This is a genomic window from Sediminibacterium sp. C3 (assembly GCF_000508085.1).
In the GTDB taxonomy this organism is placed as follows: domain Bacteria; phylum Bacteroidota; class Bacteroidia; order Chitinophagales; family Chitinophagaceae; genus Sediminibacterium.
Genome location: NZ_KI669560.1, coordinates 1,743,722 through 1,758,124, shown reverse-complemented (window position 1 = coordinate 1,758,124; position 14,403 = coordinate 1,743,722). Strand labels below are relative to the sequence as shown.

Genomic DNA, 14,403 nt, shown 5'->3' with positions numbered 1-14,403 from the left:
ACACTTTAATTACCCGAAAGGATAAGGTCTGCTGCTTTTTCGGCAATCATTACGGTAGCAGCATGGGTATTACCGGATACAATGGTTGGCATCACAGAAGCGTCCACTACCCTAAGCCCTTTGATTTTTTTTACTTTCAAACTCGGGTCTGTTACGGCCATTTCATCCACTCCCATTTTGCAAGTGCCTACCGGGTGATACAGGGTTTCCAATGTTTGTTGAATATGTGCTAACATCTCATTATCAGACGCATCGGCCGAAGGAAATAAATCTGACTCTTTAGCATAGGCTTGCAAAGATGAGGCTCTCAGAATATCCATTGATTTTCGCAAAGCTTTAATTAATAATTGCTGATCTGTTTCAGATTCCAAGGCTTTGTGATCGATTAGTGGGCTGTCTTTGGGATTGGATGTTTTTAAAAGAACGGTGCCCCTACTCTGAGGATGTAATAGAATAGACATTACAGAAACTTGATCTACCAATGGAAAGGTTTTCAAATCATACAAATCTGTTGAATAATCTCTCGCAACACCCAATGGAGCAAAATGAAATTGAATATCCGGTCTGTTTTGATTCTCCTGCAAACGAATGAAGGCATTGGCTTCCAGTGGACTGTTCCCCAATGGTCCTGACTTCAGCAACAGATACTGCAAAATGGCTTTGGATTTATTCCAGGGTTTTAATAATGAATTGGCGGAAGGAGTATTGGTTTCCATACTTACCCCACTCCAGAAATGATCCTGCAAATTTTTTCCAACGCCAGGCGAAGAAGCAAGCACATCTATGCCAACTTTCTTCAATTCCAAAGGGTCGCCGATACCCGATAACATCAATATCTGGGGAGATTGAATAGCTCCGGCAGAGAGCAAAACTTCATTATTACAATTGATTCTCTCTGCTACTACCGATCCATAGCTTACTTCCACACCAACTGCTGTACTGTTCTCAATCAAAATTCTATTGACTCTGGTATTGACTTTAATGGTCAGATTTTTTCGTTTCAATATGGGTTTTAAAAAAGCAGCGGCCGTGCTGAATCGCTTATTGTCTTTTATATTGAACTGTAAAAGATGAGCTCCTTCCTGCACCGCACCGTTATAATCCCCATTCGAAGGAATTCCATTCTCATTACAAGCAGCAACAAACGCTTCTGCAAAAACGCTGGGTTGTTTGGAATAACTAACATGCAAGGGACCGCCCTGGCCATGGTATTCAGATTCAATTTGTTCGTTGTACTCCGACTTGATGAAATAAGGAAGCACTTCCTCATAGGACCATCCTTTATTTCCCAGCGCAGACCATTCATTAAAATCTTCTTTGTTACCTCTCACATAGGCCATGGCATTGGTGGAGCTGCTGCCCCCCAATGTTTTGCCTCTTGGAATATATAGCTTACGATTTCCAAGCGTCTTTTGGGGTACTCCCCAGAATTGCCAGTCAATATTGGTTCGGTGTAATTCTCCGTAGGCACCTGGAATATGAATTTCTTTTTTGGTGTCAGGAGAACCTGCTTCAATCAAAAGCACTTTGTTTTCGGGATTCTCAGAAAGCCTGTTCGCCAATACTGCACCGGCAGATCCCGCGCCAATAATGATAAAGTCGTAAGTCATATCTTAAATATAATTAAATCACTCTTATATTTGTAAACTAACAATTGTTCGCATATGAATTTAACACAAAACCGCAATGAAGACTGGATGAAACTGATGCTGAGCGAAATGAAACAGCGGATGGAAAAAATTGCTTTGGGAGGTGGTAAAAAAGCAATAGAAAAACAAAGAGAAAGAAATAAACTCACTGCAAGAGAAAGAATTGAATATCTCTGTGATAAGAACCAACCCTTTATTGAAATAGGCGCTTTTGCAGGATACGATATGTACAAAGAGGAAGGAGGTTGTCCGGCTGGTGGAACCGTTGCTGGTATTGGATACATTAGTGGCAGACAATGTGTAATAGTAGCCAATGATCAAACGGTAAAAGCAGGTGCCTGGTTCCCGATTACAGGAAAGAAGAATCTCCGTATGCAGGAAATTGCTATGGAAAATAAACTTCCCATTATATATCTGGTAGACAGTGCAGGTGTTTACCTGCCCATGCAGGATGAAATTTTTCCTGACAAGGAACATTTCGGTAGGGTTTTCAGGAACAATGCCAGAATGAGTGCTATGGGCATTACACAAATTGCTGCTGTAATGGGTGCCTGTGTTGCCGGAGGTGCCTATTTGCCCATCATGAGTGATGAGACCCTAATGGTTGAGGGCAATGGTAGTATTTTCCTTGCTGGTTCTTATTTAGTAAAAGCTGCCATTGGAGAAGATATTGACAATGAAACTTTAGGGGGAGCCGTTACCCATACTGAAATCAGTGGTATTGCCGATTACAAATTTGCAACTGAACAGGAATGTCTTGATCAGATTAAAAAAATCATGAGCAAAATAGGTAAAACGGAAAAAGCAGGCTTTGATAGAATTACGCCGGCACCTCCCAAAAAAGACCCCAATGAATTATACAGCTTAATTCCGGAAGGCAATCTGAAACCCTACGACATGCTTGAAATTATCGAACGCATTGTAGACAACAGTGAGTTCAATCAATTTAAACAGGACTATGGCAAAACCATTTTGTGCGGCTATGCTCGTATTGATGGATGGGCCGTTGGAATTGTGGCCAATCAACGCCTCGTGTGTAAAAGTAAAAAGGGGGAAATGCAAATTGGAGGCGTGATTTATAACGACAGTGCAGATAAAGCGGCTCGTTTTATCATGAACTGTAATCAGAAAAAAATCCCTTTGGTTTTCTTACAGGATGTTACTGGTTTTATGGTAGGCAGCAGAAGCGAACACAGTGGCATTATCAAGGATGGAGCAAAACTGGTGAATGCAGTAGCCAACTCCGTTGTTCCCAAAATTACCATTGTCATCGGCAACAGTTACGGAGCTGGTAATTATGCCATGTGCGGTAAAGCGTATGACCCCAGATTTATATATGCATGGCCTTCTGCAAAGATTGCGGTCATGGGCGGAGACCAGGCAGCAAAAACACTGGCGCAAATTCAGGTAGCGACCATGAAAGCAAAAGGAACCGTTCCTACTCCTGAAGAAGAGAAAAAACTACTGGATACCATAAAAGACCGTTACAACCAACAGACATCGCCCTATTATGCAGCAGCAAGAATCTGGGTAGACGAAATTATTGATCCTGTAAAAACCAGACAAGTTATTGCAGAAGGAATTCATGCAGCCAATCATAATCCAAGCCTTGAATCATTTAAGACCGGCGTATTTCAGGTATAATCAATAAAAAAGATTTATTTCGCGGCATGTCGCATCAATTATTGATTTATACAGATGGTGCCGCCAGAGGGAATCCAGGACCCGGCGGTTACGGCATCGTACTTATTTGGGGAGATAAGCAAAAAGAAATTTCAGCTGGTTATCGGTTAACAACCAATAACCGAATGGAACTAATGGCAGTAATAGTTGCCCTTGAATCTCTTAACAAAAAAGGAATTCCTGTAACTATTTATACAGATAGCAAATACATAGTGGACAGTGTTCAGAAGGGATGGCTGGAAAATTGGATCCGTACTCAATTTAAAGGTGGCAAAAAAAACAAAGACCTCTGGTTAAGATACCATGCCATTGCCCTTCAATTTCATGTAAGATTTGTATGGGTAAAAGGTCATGCTGATAATAAATACAATAACCGCTGCGACGAATTGGCCACACAGGCAGCTGATGGGAAACAGCTACTTATAGACGAAGTGTACGAGTTAGAAAACGGTTAAAATCAGCATTACAGCATTAAGCTAACTTTACGTTGTTGGCTTTTTTAATCAACATCCAGCTCGCAAAAAATACGGTGCTGAAAAATAAGGTTGAATAAATGCTATTCGGGTAAAATGGAAGACCATCCGCGTAGGTCATCATCAAACCATCCAAGGTTTTAGGTCTGTGCCATCCGCCACCTCCTAACCAAACCAATCCGTTGGAAAGAATAAAATAAACAGTTGGGGCTGCCAACGAAGCACCTAAAATGGAAACAATTTTATTTTGATTCACCAGAAAGCCGAAGCTGGTTAAACCAATAATTAAAAGGTAATTTTTCCACTGACCAGCATAAAATCCGGAAATTGGAGTTAAATCATACATGTATAATAACTGATACAAGCTGTCCGAAATAAACATGGACAATAATGGCATCAAAAACGCCAGTTTTTTATGTTTCACAAACAAAGAGCCGGCGAAAATAGCAATGGCCATCTGGGGTGCAAAGCCCATGGGTCTGTTAGGAAATACACGGTATATAGCAGAAGCCAAAACCATCAATACCAGAGAAAATATAAATTGTTTGTTCAGTTTCATCTTTATCAATTTCAAAGCAAAAATAAGCGTATTACATTAAGAACCACAGGCATTTTTACCCATTATGTGAATAATCCCTAAAGCACTGGAACAAAAGCTTTGAAAACAGTTGCTTGACCCGGAGCCAGTAGTGAATATTTTGTTTCAGCTAAGATAGCAGCACACTCTCCTTTCTTCAACACCATATGCTGATTTAACAGCACTGAACCTTCTGTAACTATAAAAATTTCAAGTGAATAGGTTTCGGATTGAAATTCCATTCCCTGATTCAAAGAAATTTTACTCAACCCAAAATCGGGAACAGGGCAAGGGTATTTTAGCTCTCCGGGCATAAGAGGAACACCTTTCATTACCTGCGGAACCACTTCTTCAAAAAGTGTATGCTTCATTAACTCCGGAACATCCACATGTTTAGGGGTTAAACCTCCCCTTAAAACATTGTCACTATTGGCCATTAATTCAATATTCTGACCTTCCAGATAGGCATGTGGTACCCCAGCTTTCTGAAACACTGCTTCTCCAGGATTTACCTGAACAATATTGAAAAAGAAAATACTGAAAATGCCTCGGTCAATATGTTCCGGGATTCCTGTCTCTTCATATAACTTAGCCGCCCACCAGCAAGGACTGCTCTTGGTAATACTACCTTCTTTTTTAAATCTGAGGGCCCGCTTTACCAAAGGAGTAAGGAGATTATCTACGTCTACCTGATCCATTTCCATCACAAACTGGTATAATCCCTTGATTCCTTCTTTTCTAAACAATGGCAGTAGAACCGTTAACTCCAGCGTGTTCTGCAAAGTATCTTCCAATGCCTGTTTGCTTTTAAATCCATGTAGTAACCAAAAGTCGCTTAAAGCAACCATTACTTCAGGTTTGTGATTCCTATCCTTATAATTCCTGTGCGGGGCATTCAATGGAATTCCTGCTGCATTTTCTGCATCGTATCCAATTTCGGCATTCGCTTTTGTTGGATGAACCTGAATCGAAAGCATATCTTTTACATCCAGTACTTTAAACAAATACGGTAATTCACCAAACTTTTCAACCACTGCAGGATGTAAAGCATCGGAGGGATTGGAACTGATGAGTTCATTCAATTGCTGCCAGGAATCGGTTCTGTAAATCTGCGAAGGAGCAGAGGAATGCGCTCCCATCCAATACTCCGCAGAGGGCTTTGAAAAATCTGGTGCAATACCCAGCAATTCAGGAATAAAAGTATTCCCTCCCCATGCATAATGCTGCACTACTCCTTTCAGTTTAAAAATCCGTTCCTTGCTTTCCATAATCAGTATTTATACCCCTATTAACGTGATTTCGCTGAATATCTTGTATATATGGAAAAGAATAACCTTGCTTTAGGCAAACAGGGAGAGGAATTAGCTTCGTCATACCTGATTAATAAGGGTTTTAAACTGCTAGAGCGAAACTGGCGTTTTAAAAGGCTTGAAATAGATATCATTGCCATGAAAGACGGGCAACTTTATTTTATAGAAGTAAAAACCAGGGCTTCATTAGAATTTGGTTACCCGGAAGAGAATATTCTGAAGAAAAAAATGAAGAGAATCAGAATAGCCGCTACCCACTATCATTTCCTGCATCCCCAGTACAAAAGAATTCAGTATGATGTATTGTCAGTATATATATCAGGTGAAACCTGCACGGAAATCAGGCATTTTGAGGACGTATATGGATAACCCTATTTTTTAAATGCAAAATAAACCGCTCCCAGTATAAACAGAAAGCTAATCAGGTATTTACTTTGAAAAGGTTCTTTCAGATACAAAACGGCAAAAACAGTAAATACAACCAGCGTTATGACTTCCTGTGTAATTTTCAGCTGAAAACCGTTCATCCCGCTATTATAGCCAATTCTATTGGCAGGGACCATCAGACAATATTCAAAAAAAGCAATAAACCAGCTAACGACTATCGCTTTCCACAAAGGCACTTGCTGATCTTTCAGGTGTCCATACCAGGCATAAGTCATAAATACATTAGACAACAACAACAAAGTGATAGTCTTAACCATATTGGGTAAATTTGTTTTGCATTCAAATTAAAGACAAAATGCGAATCAAACATTTATAGCATGAAAGTTGTAAGAATAACCTTTTAAAAGGATTTCAAATTTGAAAACGAATATGAGGAATAAGATATATCTAAGTTGGATCTGGATGATGATGATGGTATTTGCTTTCCAGTCAGTAAAGGGTCAGTCACAACCGGAATTAAAAGGAATATGGCGGGGGGCATTTCCCTTATACAATGGGGAAGAAATTCCCTTTAATTTCTCTGTTCAGGAGGACAGTACCAGCGAACTTTCTGTTTATTTCATAAATGGTAAAGAATCTTATTTTGGGGGAAAGCTGGTAAAAGTAAAAGATAGCATTCAGGTCTGGATCAATCAATTCGACCGCATAATGGTATTGGGTATTACAAAGGAGAAACGCTGGCATGGTAACTGGAGAAGACAATCCGGAGAGGATGCGTTTCCCATATATGCAGAACCCAACAATACTGAAAGATTTTACTGGAACAACAATGAGGCACCAGCCAATATGAGTGGCAAATATGAGGTTGTGTTCACCAATGATTCAGGCAAACAGGTAAAAGCCATCGGTTTATTTACTCAGGAGAAAAACACAGGCGGTGTTACTTTTATAAGACCTAGCGGAGATAGTCGTTACTCTTTTGGACGGGTACAGGGAAATCAATTTAAGTTTTCCCTTTTCATTGGATATTCGCCCCTGATGTTCACTGGCAGTCGGGAACCAGATGGTTCCATCAAAGGTGTTCAACAAGGTCTAAAAACCGTTCAACTGATCAGGGCTTATAAAAATGAATTCGCCCGTCTTCCAGATCCTTCTACCCTAACCAGACTGAAAGATTTTACTGCCCCCATTCAATTCAGTTTAATGAATGCAAAGGGTAAAAAAATCAGTTTAGAGGATTCAGCCTATTTCAATAAACCGGTTATCCTTACAATTGGTGGTACCTGGTGCCCCAATTGCGCAGACGAAGCTATTTTTTTATCGGACTGGTACAAGAATAACAAACAAAGAGGAATTGAAATCATCACTGCCCAGTTTGAAGTGGTGAACAACTTTAACTATGCTCAAAAAACAATGACCCGGTTCAAAGAAAAATTTGGCATTGAATACGAGCAGGTATTCGGCGGAGAATCCAATGGCAACTCTGTTTTAAAGACTTTCCCCTTTCTCAGCAACTTCACAGGATTTCCAACTACCCTTTTCATACGATCTGACAGAACAATTCAAAATATTCATGCAGGATTTTCGGGTCCGGCAACAGGAGTATATTATCAACAGTTCAAAGACAGCTTTAATCATCATGTGGACGCACTTTTACAAAAAACGCATTCAGACAACATAGAAGACTGGAAAAGAGCAAGAGTAAGGGCACTAAAAGCCACAGATGGATGGTTAAACCTGGAAGGATTGTTCTGGCTAGAGGAAGGAAAGAACACCGTAGGTGCAGGCAATAAGAACACCATAGTGTTTCCAACATCCAAAATCAGCACACAGGCAGGTTACTTTTTAAGAAACGGAGATTCAGTTTGGCTGGTACCCAATACAAATACCAACTACACCATCAACGGAAAAAAGATAACAAAGAAAACCCTGATATTCAGTAAACCGGAAGAAATAGTAATGGTTTCCAGCGGTTCACTTCAATTCAATATCATCAAGAGAAGTGATAAAATTGGAATTCGGTTAAGAGACCTGCAATCAAGCAACCTGACGCATTTTAAAGGAATCAATTATTTTCCAACCGACAGTTCCTGGAGAATAAAAGCACAGTTCATAAAACCGGCTTTTAAACAGAATATCATTATAAAAAATGCTTTAGGACAGGAAAATCCAACTGAGCTGGCGGGAAAAATAAGGTTTGCCTACAAGGGAGGTTTTTACACACTGGATGCAATATCAGAAGGCGATTATTTGCTGGTAGTTATGGGAGATCAAACTTCGGGAAATAGTACTTATGCTGCAGGCAGATTTTTATATATCCCAAAGTCAGAAACAGAAAAAGATGATTTTCACATAGACTTTAATATGGCCTATAATCCACCCTGTGTCTTCACTCCTTTTGCTACCTGTCCCATTCCTCCGCCACAGAATATGCTACCCTTTGCTGTTACAGCAGGTGAGAAAATGTATGAACACCATTAACATTAATGGTATAATTTCAACTCAATGAATGAATTATTTTACACCTGGCAGGGAGAAGATTTAATTCTGAACGTATTGGTAACAGCGGGCGCCAAAATAAATCAAGTAGGAAAAATTAAAGGAAGTCAATTAAAAATTGCCATTGCAACCCAACCGGAAAAAGGAAAAGCCACAGCTTTTTTAATTGGGTATCTTGCTGAGCTGTTTAAAGTTCCGAAACAGTCCGTAGAACTCATTTCCGGAGAATTTATTCCCAGTAAGAAAATAAAAATTCATCAACCCAGACATATCCCTTCCTTTATTCAAAAACCAATTTAAAATGAAAACCCTATTCAGCCTGATTGTAGTTTTTAGCTGCTTGCAATTAGTTGCACAATCACCAGAAGAAAAACTAACAGCAGCGGGTATTGTATTGCCAACTGTCTCCTCTCCGGTAGCCAACTATGTAAATGCGGTAAGAATAGGAAATCTGATTTTTCTCTCGGGCAAAGGCCCTTCCGATACGCAGGGAAAATACATCACGGGCAAACTGGGTTCAGACCTTAGTATTGAACAAGGATATGCCGCTGCCAGATTAACGGCTATCAATCAGCTGGCTGTACTAAAAAAAGAATTAGGCGAACTAGGTAAAATTAAAAGAATTGTAAAAGTACTGGGTTTGGTTAACAGTGCTTCAGACTTTTATGACCAACCTAAAGTAATGAATGGATTTTCCGACTTAATGGTATTAGCCTTAGGTGAAAAAGGGAAGCATGCCCGTTCCGCAATAGGAACCAACACCCTTCCCTTTAATATGGCTGTTGAAGTAGAATTGATTGTAGAAGTAACCGATTAAAGAGTTTTCATATCCAATACAAACCGGTACTTCACATCGGATTTAATAACACGCTCATACGCTTTGTTAATGTCCTGTACCGGAATCAACTCAATATCAGAATAAATATTATGGGCTGCACAATAGTCCAGCATTTCCTGAGTTTCTGCAATCCCCCCAATCATGGATCCAATGATGCTTCTTCGCTTGGAAATTAATTTAGCCGCACTGTAAGCTGATTCTTCTGGCGGTATACCAACAATCAGCATTTTACCGTCTAATGTAAGCAGATCCAGAAATTTATTCATGTCATGCTTGGCCGCTACAGTATTCATAATAAAGTCGAATTTCCCTTTCAGGGCTTTCATCTGCGCCGGATCTGTTGACAGAGCAAAATGATGTGCCCCTAACTTTTTGGCATCTGTTTCTTTAGATGGGGAAGTACTTAACATGGTAACTTCTGCTCCAAATGAAGCCGCGAATTTAACAGCCATATGTCCCAATCCTCCCAAACCAAGTACTGCCACTTTATGTCCTTTCCCTACTCCTGCAAATTTTAATGGGGAGTAGGTTGTAATTCCTGCACATAATAATGGAGCTACCCCTGCTAAATTTTCTGTCTGAGGAATATGCAAAGTATATTTCTCGTCAATTACATAGCAATTGGAATATCCGCCGTAGGTAGGTGTTTGCTTATCACGGTAATAACCATTGTAAGTAGGCACCATACCTTCCTCGCAGTATTGTTCCAATCCTGTTTTACAGGGTTTACAGGATCTGCAGGAATCTACAAATACCCCAACACCGGCAATATCCCCTACTTTAAACTTGGTCACAGATTCCCCCACCTGTATCACTTTACCTATAATTTCATGGCCAGGAACTACCGGATAAATAGCGGCTCCCCATTCTCCTCTTGCTGTGTGAATATCAGAATGACAGATACCACAGTATAAAATATCAATCAATACATCAGATGCCCTTAACGGCTTTCTGTTAAATTCCAATGGTACAATTTCACTGTCTTTGCTGGTTGCACCATATCCTTTTGCTTGTATCATTTTTTCTGTTTTAATATATCTTTTATAATGGCCAGATGATGTGCCGTATGTATCTTTAGCATTTTTAGTGCTGCTTTCTGATTGAGTTTTCCAAAGAAAGGATGCACAAAAAACTGATTGGGCTGCAATGTAGTAATAATGGCCAGACTGTTTTTTGTTTGTTCAATGGTTGCAGCAACTTTATCAACATCAAATGCTTCAACAGGTCTGACTTGCCTGGGCGCTTTAGCTACCCCTCTTGGAAATTTATTGAATGTGAATGCAATCCAGCGCTTCAAATTAAACTGATATTCGTATTCAGTTGTATCAGACATCTCCATCGCTTTCACAATCTGATTGATGACCAGCAAACAATGATCGATATGCCATCCCACATTTACAGCAGAAACAGCTGGATTTAATTTTTCTGCCGCTGGTATAAAGGTTTCCAGTTCAATTACCAATTGCATCAATCGCTTCATGTTAAAAATTTTTCTTCGTGATTTTTTCAACATTGGGCAAATAAGTGGCTAATGCTGCCGATCCATACCAGGGGAAATACTCAGCCTGCAATAATCCGGAATTTACAGCAGGATCTGTTTTCAATAGCTTTTCTGCTTCTTCCTTTGTTGCAACATTCAGAATAAAAATTCCCCGAAAAGATTTATCATTTTTACCCATTGGCCCTGCTACCACTAATTTGTCTGCTTTAACCATCACATCCATATTACTCATATGCCCGGCAAAACAGCTGTCTATAAATTTTTTATCCTGAGAGGTATTGGTTCCTGTTTTGAGTATAACGAATATATACTGTTTCATTCCATATTCGTCTGCACCCAGTTTTTGGGCAAGCTTTTCATCATATGCAGAAGATTGAGCGAGAACACCCAACGAAAAAAATGAGGCTATCAAGAATAAAAAGGGCTTCATTTGTATAAATTTAATTGCTGTACTTTATTACCAAAAATGAATTTATCTGAAATATACAACTTGTAAAAATCCATAAAAGAAGGGTCCCGGCCTACTGGAATAAAATGATCCTGAGAAGGTGCAAAGCGATATTGACCGGATCCATTCACTAGGCCTCCGTCTCTCCAGAGATGTACATAAGAAATAGCATGATTCCCTATTCCCTTCATGAGTTTTTTAGTAAACCATTCAGGATAAGGGATATTCATAAATCCTGTTTCTGCCAGCGCCGGAAGCTTTTTTCTCTCTTTAGATATCTTGGTTAGAATAGATAATCGCTTATCAAGTGTAGTTTCAAAATCGTTGTTATTCGAGGGGTCTCCATATTGATAAAAATCAAAACTCATAATATCAACATATTCATCCCCGGGATAGTATTGTAAAAACTGGGCTTCATTCTCAAACTTCTCCGGATTGTAAGCAAACAATAAATGATTAAGCTGTTTTATCTTGGTTAAATAGTCAAAAGTAAATTTCCACAGAGACTTGTATTCTTCGGGAGTACAAACATTCTGACACCACCAGAACCAGTTTCCAGTTAGCTCATGAAAAGGTCTGAAAATAACAGGAATAAAGTCCCCTCCAGGAGCTTTTAAATCCAAAAGGAAGCTGGCTATTTTGTCTAGCCAGCTTTTGTATTTTTCGTGCAGGCTACCACCGGGAATAATGGCTGATACAGCATTCCCCGAAATATCCCAGGCGTTTTTTCCGGTAACTGGATTATTGGCATGCCAACTAATGGTTATAACTCCACCGCGACTATAACCTTCCTGAATGAATGTTTTCATTTTTTGAAAAGGAACACTATCCAGATTATAGCTTGCATCCAACTCCAGGTCACCCAATTCCCAGCCATACATAGCGGGGTATTCTCCAATTGCATCCTGCACACAACTTTTACCCGGTATATATTCCCAACCAAGTCCATATGCAAGGTCATCCTGGTGCCCGAAAAGAATACCCTGTGGCAAAATCCTGAATAAGTTATTGTATAATTTAACCGTCTGCAAGCTGGCGTTGGGGTTAGCGGTACGATATGCTTGGGAAAACATGGCAATGGGGCTGCTAATAAAAAATGTAAAAAGAATCAGCAATCGCATAGTTGAAAGTTGATGCAACTCAATTTAACCAATAAAAGTTAATCGGATGCAGTTATCCAGCTAAATAGGAGACAAGAAAAAAGGTCCCGAGTAAAACTCGAGACCTTTGTGGGAGCACACGGGTTCGAACCGCGGACCCTCTGCTTGTAAGGCAGATGCTCTAAACCAACTGAGCTATGCTCCCTTATTGTTTGGGAGTGCAAAAATAGGGTCTGAAATGTAAACAGCAAAAAAAAATCTATTTTTTTCAAAACAAATTTTCATTTTTCTTTAAATCAACACCGATTCTATAATTTTACTGCATGTCGAATGTTTATTCTTCCAATAATCCGCAAATCTGGGAGTCTCCCTCCGCAGATACCGATACGCTTACTACTGATCAGTATAGTTTGATTGTCTGGAATGATGAAGTCAATACATTTGAATGGGTTATTGAGACGCTTGTAGAAATCTGCGGGCATACGCTTGAACAGGCTGAACAATGCGCTATGTTTATTCATTACAAAGGCAAGTATGCTGTAAAGAAAGGAGATTACGATACATTAAAACCCATGTGTAACAGCATTACAGAAAGAGGTATTGGTGCTACGGTAGAACTGAACCCTTAATGCATATTCTTTCTTCCAGATTGTATTTCCCCCCAGTTGAAGATGCCCTCGAAGATGGCTTATTAGCTATTGGTGGTGATTTATCAACAGAACGATTAATACTGGCTTATCAAAAAGGGATATTCCCCTGGTATGAAGGAAGTACTCCATTGTGGTGGAGTCCTGATCCAAGATTTATATTATTCCCCGAAAAACTAACTGTTAGCAAAAGCATGAAACAAGTGATTAAAAGAAAAGAATTTGTTTTTCTTTTAACACCCGTTTTTCAGAAGTAATCCGGCAATGCAAAGTCAATAAACGCCCCGGGCAACTAGGAACCTGGATAACCGATGAAGTAGAAGCGGCCTATATAGAAATGCATAAACAAGGTTTGGCCGTTTCAGCAGAAGCTTGGAAAAACAATCAATTGGTAGGGGGATTATACGGAATAAGAATGGGCAGATTATTTTTTGGAGAAAGCATGTTCAGTCTTGTTTCCAATGCCAGCAAGTTTGCCTTTATTCAATTGGTATCTCAATTGATGCAGGAAAAGGTTGTATTGATAGATTGCCAGGTACATACAGAACACTTGGAAAGTCTGGGTGCTGAAATGATTTCCAGGAAAGATTTTCAAAGCTATTTACAACAATATCTTTAGCCGGGATAGCCATACATGCGGGCCACGTCCTTTACTATTTTTTCCATTTCTGCATCTTTGGTCCCGGGATCATATGGCTGCTTTAAGTTACTACCAAAAACAAATGCCACAGTTTGCCAGAAAGCTGCTGTCATAAAACCTTTGTATTCTTCAATAATTTCATAACAGTTGTTCCCGGTTTCGCGGTTTATCAACTTCATTAATACCCTCCCCTGATAAACAGACAATTTGGTCAGCTGGTCTGTAAATTGCTTTTTCATTTCTTTTTCCCTGGATCGAATAATTTTCCTACGCATCTGTTTATCCGAAACATTTACCAGTTGCAGATTAATTTCATTAATAATCCGGGAAGCAGCTTTAGCATAAGGATAAGTAACATAAACCGCATTTCTCAGGCGGGTCCATTCCGCCCAATATTTTCTACCCGCGGCGTTTAGTTTCCCTATCACTTCAACAGAGGGAAGCCAGGACTCTCCGATGGTATCGCCTTGGGGCGTGATATAAGCATATACCCTTACGGTATCATATATACCTTTGTCCTGTGCTTTTAACAGCCCGGTGCAGCAGATGCTGCAAAAAAGGAGAATGACAGGGAAATATTTGGTGCCCATATGAATTCAATTTAGTCAAATCAGACTAATATTAATACAATGACACTCAAAATGTAACCTT

At 39.7% G+C, this 14,403-nt stretch carries 16 protein-coding genes, 1 tRNA gene and 1 pseudogene; 8 read left to right on the top strand and 10 right to left on the bottom strand.

The features are described 5' to 3' along the window. Positions 1–5: 5 nt before the first annotated feature. Positions 6–1,610 (bottom strand): GMC family oxidoreductase, encoded by a 1,605-nt coding sequence (locus tag F777_RS0108145; RefSeq protein WP_026751607.1) that lies wholly within the window; start codon positions 1,608–1,610, stop codon positions 6–8. Positions 1,611–1,664: 54 nt separating this feature from the next. On the opposite strand from F777_RS0108145, the gene F777_RS0108140 reads away from it, so the two are divergent. Further along, the gene (locus tag F777_RS0108140; RefSeq protein WP_026751606.1) at positions 1,665–3,293 is read left to right on the top strand and encodes an acyl-CoA carboxylase subunit beta; all 1,629 of its coding nucleotides are present in this window, start codon (positions 1,665–1,667) and stop codon (positions 3,291–3,293) included. Between the two features lie 26 nt (positions 3,294–3,319). Then, complete coding sequence (gene rnhA, locus F777_RS0108135) at positions 3,320–3,787, top strand: ribonuclease HI (RefSeq protein WP_026751605.1); 468 nt, start codon at positions 3,320–3,322, stop codon at positions 3,785–3,787. Between the two features lie 16 nt (positions 3,788–3,803). Here rnhA and F777_RS0108130 read toward each other — a convergent pair whose 3' ends face one another. After that, complete coding sequence (locus F777_RS0108130) at positions 3,804–4,364, bottom strand: DUF6580 family putative transport protein (protein ID WP_026751604.1); 561 nt, start codon at positions 4,362–4,364, stop codon at positions 3,804–3,806. A gap of 77 nt (positions 4,365–4,441) precedes the next feature. Beyond that, on the bottom strand, positions 4,442–5,650 hold the full coding sequence (manA, locus tag F777_RS16180; protein WP_037369255.1) for a mannose-6-phosphate isomerase, class I: 1,209 nt from the start codon (positions 5,648–5,650) through the stop codon (positions 4,442–4,444). Positions 5,651–5,701: 51 nt separating this feature from the next. Between manA and F777_RS0108120 the strand changes: the two genes are divergently transcribed. Beyond that, positions 5,702–6,061 carry a YraN family protein gene (locus tag F777_RS0108120; protein ID WP_026751603.1) on the top strand — a complete coding sequence of 120 codons (360 nt, stop codon included), beginning with the start codon at positions 5,702–5,704 and terminating at the stop codon, positions 6,059–6,061. A 2-nt stretch (positions 6,062–6,063) separates the two neighbouring features. Here the strand turns inward: F777_RS0108120 and F777_RS0108115 are convergent, their stop codons facing one another. Next, positions 6,064–6,396: a DMT family protein gene (locus F777_RS0108115; protein ID WP_037369253.1), complete on the bottom strand. Its 333-nt coding sequence runs from the start codon at positions 6,394–6,396 to the stop codon at positions 6,064–6,066. Positions 6,397–6,508: 112 nt separating this feature from the next. On the opposite strand from F777_RS0108115, the gene F777_RS17260 reads away from it, so the two are divergent. From F777_RS17260 to F777_RS0108100, 3 genes are read left to right on the top strand one after another with little or no spacing between them, the layout of a single operon-like run. Then, positions 6,509–8,560, top strand: a complete 2,052-nt coding sequence (locus F777_RS17260; protein WP_051408512.1) for a DUF1684 domain-containing protein — start codon at positions 6,509–6,511, stop codon at positions 8,558–8,560. A gap of 24 nt (positions 8,561–8,584) precedes the next feature. After that, a complete protein-coding gene (locus tag F777_RS0108105; RefSeq protein WP_026751601.1) occupies positions 8,585–8,878 on the top strand; it encodes a DUF167 domain-containing protein in 294 nt (97 codons plus the stop codon). 1 nt (position 8,879) lies between these two features. Continuing rightward, positions 8,880–9,395, top strand: a complete 516-nt coding sequence (locus tag F777_RS0108100; RefSeq protein WP_026751600.1) for a RidA family protein — start codon at positions 8,880–8,882, stop codon at positions 9,393–9,395. Here the strand turns inward: F777_RS0108100 and F777_RS0108095 are convergent. The 5 genes from F777_RS0108095 to F777_RS0108075 form a co-directional block, all read right to left on the bottom strand. After that, positions 9,392–10,435 carry an NAD(P)-dependent alcohol dehydrogenase gene (locus F777_RS0108095; RefSeq protein ID WP_026751599.1) on the bottom strand — a complete coding sequence of 348 codons (1,044 nt, stop codon included), beginning with the start codon at positions 10,433–10,435 and terminating at the stop codon, positions 9,392–9,394. The genes F777_RS0108100 and F777_RS0108095 overlap by 4 nt on opposite strands. Further along, complete coding sequence (locus F777_RS0108090; RefSeq protein WP_026751598.1) at positions 10,432–10,896, bottom strand: DUF1569 domain-containing protein; 465 nt, start codon at positions 10,894–10,896, stop codon at positions 10,432–10,434. The genes F777_RS0108095 and F777_RS0108090 overlap by 4 nt, the downstream gene beginning before the upstream one ends. A gap of 1 nt (position 10,897) precedes the next feature. Then, the gene (locus tag F777_RS0108085; protein ID WP_026751597.1) at positions 10,898–11,347 is read right to left on the bottom strand and encodes a YciI family protein; all 450 of its coding nucleotides are present in this window, start codon (positions 11,345–11,347) and stop codon (positions 10,898–10,900) included. After that, the gene (locus tag F777_RS0108080) at positions 11,344–12,486 is read right to left on the bottom strand and encodes a glycoside hydrolase family 26 protein (RefSeq protein WP_037369251.1); all 1,143 of its coding nucleotides are present in this window, start codon (positions 12,484–12,486) and stop codon (positions 11,344–11,346) included. Before F777_RS0108080 ends, F777_RS0108085 begins: the two co-directional genes overlap by 4 nt. Before the next feature lie 109 nt (positions 12,487–12,595). Beyond that, positions 12,596–12,670, bottom strand: a tRNA-Val gene (locus tag F777_RS0108075). 118 nt (positions 12,671–12,788) lie between these two features. Between F777_RS0108075 and F777_RS0108070 the strand changes: the two genes are divergently transcribed. Together F777_RS0108070 and aat are read left to right on the top strand one after the other, a co-directional pair. After that, a complete protein-coding gene (locus F777_RS0108070; protein WP_051408509.1) occupies positions 12,789–13,094 on the top strand; it encodes an ATP-dependent Clp protease adaptor ClpS in 306 nt (101 codons plus the stop codon). Next, positions 13,094–13,731 (top strand): annotated as a pseudogene (gene aat, locus F777_RS18585) (leucyl/phenylalanyl-tRNA--protein transferase). The gene F777_RS0108070 and the pseudogene aat overlap by 1 nt, the downstream one beginning before the upstream one ends. On the opposite strand, the gene F777_RS0108060 reads toward aat, so the two are convergent. Beyond that, on the bottom strand, positions 13,728–14,342 hold the full coding sequence (locus tag F777_RS0108060; RefSeq protein ID WP_037369248.1) for a DUF4294 domain-containing protein: 615 nt from the start codon (positions 14,340–14,342) through the stop codon (positions 13,728–13,730). The pseudogene aat and the gene F777_RS0108060 overlap by 4 nt on opposite strands. Positions 14,343–14,403 lie beyond the last annotated feature (61 nt).

Excerpts from the sequence above, each read along its gene's own strand:
- F777_RS0108145 (WP_026751607.1), bottom strand. The coding sequence starts at position 1,610 with ATGACTTACGACTTTATCATTATTGGCGCGGGATCTGCCGGTGCAGTA.
- F777_RS0108140 (WP_026751606.1), top strand. The coding sequence starts at position 1,665 with ATGAATTTAACACAAAACCGCAATGAAGACTGGATGAAACTGATGCTG.
- rnhA (WP_026751605.1), top strand. The coding sequence starts at position 3,320 with ATGTCGCATCAATTATTGATTTATACAGATGGTGCCGCCAGAGGGAAT.
- F777_RS0108130 (WP_026751604.1), bottom strand. The coding sequence starts at position 4,364 with ATGAAACTGAACAAACAATTTATATTTTCTCTGGTATTGATGGTTTTG.
- manA (WP_037369255.1), bottom strand. The coding sequence starts at position 5,650 with ATGGAAAGCAAGGAACGGATTTTTAAACTGAAAGGAGTAGTGCAGCAT.
- F777_RS0108120 (WP_026751603.1), top strand. The coding sequence starts at position 5,702 with ATGGAAAAGAATAACCTTGCTTTAGGCAAACAGGGAGAGGAATTAGCT.
- F777_RS0108115 (WP_037369253.1), bottom strand. The coding sequence starts at position 6,396 with ATGGTTAAGACTATCACTTTGTTGTTGTTGTCTAATGTATTTATGACT.
- F777_RS17260 (WP_051408512.1), top strand. The coding sequence starts at position 6,509 with ATGAGGAATAAGATATATCTAAGTTGGATCTGGATGATGATGATGGTA.
- F777_RS0108105 (WP_026751601.1), top strand. The coding sequence starts at position 8,585 with ATGAATGAATTATTTTACACCTGGCAGGGAGAAGATTTAATTCTGAAC.
- F777_RS0108100 (WP_026751600.1), top strand. The coding sequence starts at position 8,880 with ATGAAAACCCTATTCAGCCTGATTGTAGTTTTTAGCTGCTTGCAATTA.
- F777_RS0108095 (WP_026751599.1), bottom strand. The coding sequence starts at position 10,435 with ATGATACAAGCAAAAGGATATGGTGCAACCAGCAAAGACAGTGAAATT.
- F777_RS0108090 (WP_026751598.1), bottom strand. The coding sequence starts at position 10,896 with ATGAAGCGATTGATGCAATTGGTAATTGAACTGGAAACCTTTATACCA.
- F777_RS0108085 (WP_026751597.1), bottom strand. The coding sequence starts at position 11,347 with ATGAAGCCCTTTTTATTCTTGATAGCCTCATTTTTTTCGTTGGGTGTT.
- F777_RS0108080 (WP_037369251.1), bottom strand. The coding sequence starts at position 12,486 with ATGCGATTGCTGATTCTTTTTACATTTTTTATTAGCAGCCCCATTGCC.
- F777_RS0108070 (WP_051408509.1), top strand. The coding sequence starts at position 12,789 with ATGTCGAATGTTTATTCTTCCAATAATCCGCAAATCTGGGAGTCTCCC.
- F777_RS0108060 (WP_037369248.1), bottom strand. The coding sequence starts at position 14,342 with ATGGGCACCAAATATTTCCCTGTCATTCTCCTTTTTTGCAGCATCTGC.